Raw genomic sequence first — 5,795 nt, forward strand, 5'->3', positions numbered from 1 at the left:
CCGCCTGGCCGCCCGCGCGCGTGCCGGACGGCATTGAGCGCCGCTGGACATTCAGCCGCGCCCCCGACGCCAGCCTGGAAGACTACACCGCCCTCCTCGTGCCATTTGGCACCCCGGTCGTCGCCGTCATCGCCTGGAGCGCGCTGCGACTGGATCAGCTCCTGCAACAGCTCGGCGTCCCGGCGACCATCCTCGTCACCACCGTGCTGATACTCCTCGCCTTCTGCGCCGCCTTTCTCGCCATCAGCAACTACTGGCTGCGCCAACCGCAGCGCCCGCCGCTGCCCGACCTCATCCTCGCGCGCGACGGCATCCACCACGGCAAGACGCACATCCCCTGGGCGGGCATCCGCGCCGTGGAAGAAGACCGCTGGCACAGCAGCGACGACAAACCGCGCCGCGCGCTGAACCTCTACTGGCAGCCCCACGCCAACGCACGCTACCTGCGCCACCGCCGCATTGACACCAGCTACCCGGCCAACAGCGACGATTGCGACGCCGTCACCCGGCAAATCGCCGCACACATCCGCCTGCACAGCCCCAACCTCGGCACGCGCCGCGACCTGCCCGCGGTGCGCCTGTAACCGTCCTTGCAAAGCCCTGTACGGCGTTGCGCCACCACACACGCTACGATTGCCGAACGCATTTATAGCGATACACTCAAAGTTTTACACAAAGAACAATGCTGAAGGCGATACGCAGCTGTACGACGAGACAGCACAGTGCGAAACTTTCGGTGGATGGCTATATAGAGCCGCAACCCGTCGCCCCGCCGCTGAAGTGCAAAGATGCAGCCCGCCGCGTGCTGTTGCACAATAACGCCCTTTCCGGCCAAACCCCGCACCCATGCCCTTCAATCAGCCCCTGACCAATCTCGCCGCCCACGGCGAAAAAACCCTCACGCTCTTCGCCCGCAGCGGCGTCGAAACCCTGCGCGATCTCCTCACCCACCTGCCGCTGCGCTACGAAGACCGCTCGCACATCACCCCCATCGCCGCGCTGCGCGACGGCGCCACCGTGCAAGTCCACGGCGAAGTGCTGCACGCCGACCTCGTCCAGCGGCGCAAGCGGATGCTGCTCGTCACCCTGCGCGACGCGGCGGGCGACTACTGCAAGCTCGTTTACTTCAACTTCTACCCCAGCCAGCAAAAAGCCTTCGCCCCCGGCCGGCGCGGCCTCTTTTACGGCAAGGCGGTGTGGACGGTGCAGGGCTACCAAATCCACCACCCGGAAGTGCAATGGCTGGCCGACGGCGAAACGCCGCACCTTTCCGCGCAACTCTACCCCGTTTACCCCACCGTCAAAGGCTTGGGGCAGGCGCGCTGGCACGAGCTGATGCGGCGCGCGCTGGCGCTGGTTCTGCCGCAACTGCCTGCACAAGACCCGCTGACCGAAGCAGGCTACTGGCCGCTGCCCGCTGCCCTCACCGCGTTGCACCAGCCGGACGAAGCCACCGCGCTGGACGCATTGCTCGCGCGCGACCATCCGGCGCGACGCCGCCTCATCATCGAAGAACTGGTCGCGCATCAACTCTCCATCCAGAACGCCCGCCAGCGCCTGCGCGAACAGCGCGCCACTGCACTACCCGCCGAACCGCCGCTGTTACAACAATTCCGCGCCGCCTTGCCCTATACGCTCACTGCCGCACAACAGCGCGTCTGCGCCGAAATCGCCGCTGACCTCGCGCAAACCACGCCAATGCTGCGCCTGGTGCAGGGCGACGTCGGCAGCGGCAAAACCGTCGTTGCCCTCACCGCCTGTCTGCAAGCCATCGCCGCCGGACAACAGGCGGTATTCATGGTGCCGACCGAACTCCTCGCCGAACAGCACGCCGCCAACATCCGCCGCTTGCTCGGCAACCTCCCCGTGCGTGTCGAAACGCTGACCAGCAAAATGCCCGCCGCCGACAAACGCGCCAGCCTGCAAGCGATTGCCGACGGCAGCGCCGACCTCATCATCGGCACCCACGCCGTCTTTCAAGAACAAGTCCGCTATGCCCGCCTCGCCCTCGTCGTCATCGACGAACAGCACCGCTTCGGCGTGCATCAGCGCCTGCAACTGCAAGACAAAACCGCGCCTGGCGCGAGCGTCCATCAGCTTGTCTTGACCGCCACCCCCATCCCGCGCACCCTCGCCATGAGCCACTACGGCGAGCTGGACTGCTCCATCATCGACGCCCTGCCCGCCGGACGCCAGCCCATCCAAACCAGCGTCGTCTCCAACCAGAAGCGCGACGCCGTCATCGCCCGCGTCGGCGAAAACTGCCGCGCCGGGCGGCAAGCCTACTGGGTTTGCCCGCTCATCGAAGAATCCGACACCCTCGAATGCGAAAACGCCGAAGCGACTGCGGCGCAACTGCAAGCGATGCTGCCGGACATCCGCGTCGCCCTGCTGCATGGCCGCATGACGAACGACCAGCGGCAGGCGACGATGAACGCCTTTGTTGCGGGCGAAGCGCAACTGCTCGTCGCCACCACCGTCATCGAAGTCGGCGTCGATGTCGCCAACGCCACCCTGATGATTATCGAAAACGCCGAACGCTTCGGCCTCGCGCAACTGCACCAACTGCGCGGCCGCGTCGGCCGGGGCAGCGCCCAATCCTACTGCCTGCTGATGTACCAGCCGCCGCCGGGCGAAACCGCCCAACGCCGCCTGCGCATCATGCGCGAAACCACCGACGGCTTCCGCATCGCCGAAGAAGACCTCGCCATTCGTGGCGCGGGCGAACTGCTCGGCACAAGGCAGACGGGCGACGCCACCTTCCGCGTCGCCCGCCTGCCGCGCGACGGCGATTTACTGGGCGAGACCGAACGCCTCACCCGCGTGTTGCGTGAACGGCATCCCGACTTTTGCGAAGTGCTGCTCACCCGCTGGACGGCATCGCGCGAGAAATATCTGAACGCCTGAAGCCATTTGCCATTTACATACACCTTCCCCGCAACCCTGTATGTAAACCGCCGATTCCCCCTCCCCCGTGGGGGAGCGTGTATAGACCGGACACATGGGTAACAGATGTGCGAGGATATACTGCAAATGCGCAACCTCGCTATAACGGCCAGGACTAAACGCATCTCCCCGGTGCGGAGCAGCTTCCGTCCACCTGTTGTCTGAATGACACATCATTACCAAATGCACACCGCTACCGCCCCCTGGCATATCCCCAAAAATCCCCTGAAAAACAAAACATCACATCCGACACGGCCCGCCCGCAGCGTGTGGTGTGTGTACAACCCGGTGTGAAAACTTGCAAAGCACAAACATTACATTAAGATGCCAACCAGTCATGCGGCTGTAGCCAGTGGCTATATCCTTATCAGTCTTCAACACAAACGGAGATCCAAAAATGAAACTAACCAACCTCTCATTGGCAATCATGGTGGCCGTTGGCGTTGCTGCCTGCGGTGGCAGCGATGACAACAACAGCAACAAGCCCGCTGACCCGCCCAAGCCCTCTACCCCCAGCCAGCCCCAACAGCCGGAACAACCCAAACAGCCGGAAGCCCCCAGCAGCCAGCAAACCGTTGACCCGACCGGCACCCAGGTCGTAGATGACAAAGACCTGACCAAACAAAACACCGTCGGCACCCTGAACTACATCCGCCGCGACGGCTCCAAATACGACCGCACCCTGAACCCGACCAAGCGCGCCTCCGCCTCGCCGCTGCTCGGCACCAGCCTGGACGAACAAAACCCGCAGCTGACCAACATCGTCCTTGCCCGCCAAGAAATCACCCGCGCCGACGGCACCCCGGTCAAGGCACAATTTGCCGGCAGCGACAACCCGATGCCGCTCAAGGCAGACGGCACCCCGATTCCGGACTCCGTCACCAACGATAACAGCCTGCAACAGGAAAACTTCGCCAACGTGGACGTGCTGGCAGGAATGTACAAGCGCAACGTGGACAACACCGATGCCTTGCACGCCGATGAAGCCAACAACGTGGATGACAAGAACAAGATTAACCGGGTCATCAACGATACGATGTGGTGGGGACCGCTTAACACACCTAATGAACACGGAAAAAATCAGGTAACACAGCATCCCACCTACAACACAACTCCCTATGTAATTTCCTATGGTGACGTCAATGGTAAAGGGGAACGTGTTCTCTCCAATGGCTATCACTATACGACTATTAAAAATCGTCTTGATTTGAAGCCAGATGAGAACAATGCTGGCTTAACAACCGATAACGTCGGAAGACATGAGCTTGACATGACCCAGCGTGATGGGGGGTTAACCGCAATTATCGACCCGCTGAAATGGCAAGAAAAAGGCAGAACCGGAACTGGTACACCTGCCGATCCTTATGTTTATACCGGTATTAAACACACCGGCAAGGATATTAATGGCAAAGACGTCTATACCTATCGCGGTTTTACCCCACCGGCGGATGAAAATTCCACTATCGATTTTGGTAAATATACAATTTCTGCCCGGGCTGCCCATACGGATACAGTTTATGACGGCAGATACAACAGTGCCCGCTACGGCAAGGGGCTGGTGTGGTGGTCTGCGCCGGAAACCGCTTTCGAGAACTCCGTTTCTCGTGGCAAAACAGAAACTGATGACATTACAACAGCGGTTACTACCAGCACGACCAATAATGGCGTTACCGAACTGGCCAAAGAAAACGGCAATGCCGCTACCAACGGTCTGATCCGTGTCGGCGGCGGTTTCTCTACCTTGGGGCAGGAGCTGACCTACAACAAAGAAGAGAAGAAATGGGAAGACCACCACAATACGACTACCCGTATCTTCGGTCGTTATCACCTCGCCTATGCCGGAACCGGCGAGAAAAACAAGGGTATCCATCCGGTTGCCATGAACAGCTTCAAGGGCGCCCGCTCTTTCGTTGCCGAAGTAGAAAATACCGCTTGGGACAAGACTACTTACCTCGGAACCCCCGGCACCAAAGCGACCCAATACAGCATCGGCGCCATCCCGACGACGCTGAAATACGTCCAGTATGGCCGCGTTTCTACCCAGTTGGATGTTGATGAAGGCACCAAAGGCTACGCCGACAACTTCATCCGCAACCCGTTCAAGGCGAAAAACGCCGACGACTCCGTCGATGACTACTTCTACCGTGGTACCAATGCCACCACCATCGAACAGATGGCGGCATTGCCGAGCGACCAGAAAGCGGTGTACCAGGGACACGCTTTGATGTACGGCATTGACAACGACTTCCACAACGCCGGCAAACGCAACCTGCCGAACGCCTTTGCCGGTGCGACCAGCGGCCTGGGCCTGGGCAACTTCGTCGAAGCCCGCGTGGATTTCGGCAAGAAGCGCGTCCTCGGCGATGTCTATAACGAATGGCTGCTCGACCCGACCAAGGCGACCACCACCCGCGACAACCTCGTCCGCTTCCAGGGCAATATCGTTGGCAACACCGTGGTCGGTACCGCTGACCGCACCTACGTCGCCGGTGATGACTGCGCCACCTTCAAGGCATCCTTCTTCGGCGAAAAAGCGGAAGAAATGGGCGGCTCCTTCAACTCCGTACAAGACCCGCAAAAATACGGCGATGCCTACGGCCAAAACGACTGGGGCGGCGTCTTTGGCGCGAGCAAAGGCGATGGCGGCAACACCTTCCAGGGTGATGACGGCAACAACAATTACGGCAACAACAACCCCACGCCGTAAGCATTCCCCGCTTGAGCATCAAAACGGCCACGCAAGTGGCCGTTTTTTATTAGGGCTGTTTATAGCGATACTCACAAAGTTCTGTACAAGGCGCGTCGTTGTAGCCGCAAAATCGTCGCCATGCCGCGAACGGTGCGCCGAG

The 5,795-nt window shown here is 60.7% G+C and carries 3 protein-coding genes; all 3 read left to right on the top strand.

Annotated elements, in window-relative coordinates; all coding sequences use genetic code 11:
- Nucleotides 1–584 (top strand): hypothetical protein (locus Q0349_RS13185; RefSeq protein ID WP_298081476.1); only part of this gene is annotated, 584 nt, incomplete at its 5' end.
- A 262-nt stretch (nt 585–846) separates the two neighbouring features.
- The gene (recG, locus tag Q0349_RS13190) at nt 847–2,907 is read left to right on the top strand and encodes an ATP-dependent DNA helicase RecG (protein ID WP_298081477.1); all 2,061 of its coding nucleotides are present in this window, start codon (nt 847–849) and stop codon (nt 2,905–2,907) included.
- Nucleotides 2,908–3,343: 436 nt separating this feature from the next.
- Entirely contained in the window at nt 3,344–5,653 is a 2,310-nt protein-coding gene (locus Q0349_RS13195) for a transferrin-binding protein-like solute binding protein (RefSeq protein ID WP_298081478.1), read from the top strand.
- Nucleotides 5,654–5,795: the final 142 nt, after the last annotated feature.

It is taken from the genome of uncultured Cardiobacterium sp. (assembly GCF_938028185.1).
Classification (GTDB): Bacteria; Pseudomonadota; Gammaproteobacteria; order Cardiobacteriales; family Cardiobacteriaceae; genus Cardiobacterium.

What these genes read in the sequence shown, in the direction of transcription:
- recG (WP_298081477.1), top strand. Translation starts at nt 847, where the DNA reads ATGCCCTTCAATCAGCCCCTGACCAATCTCGCCGCCCACGGCGAAAAA.
- Q0349_RS13195 (WP_298081478.1), top strand. Translation starts at nt 3,344, where the DNA reads ATGAAACTAACCAACCTCTCATTGGCAATCATGGTGGCCGTTGGCGTT.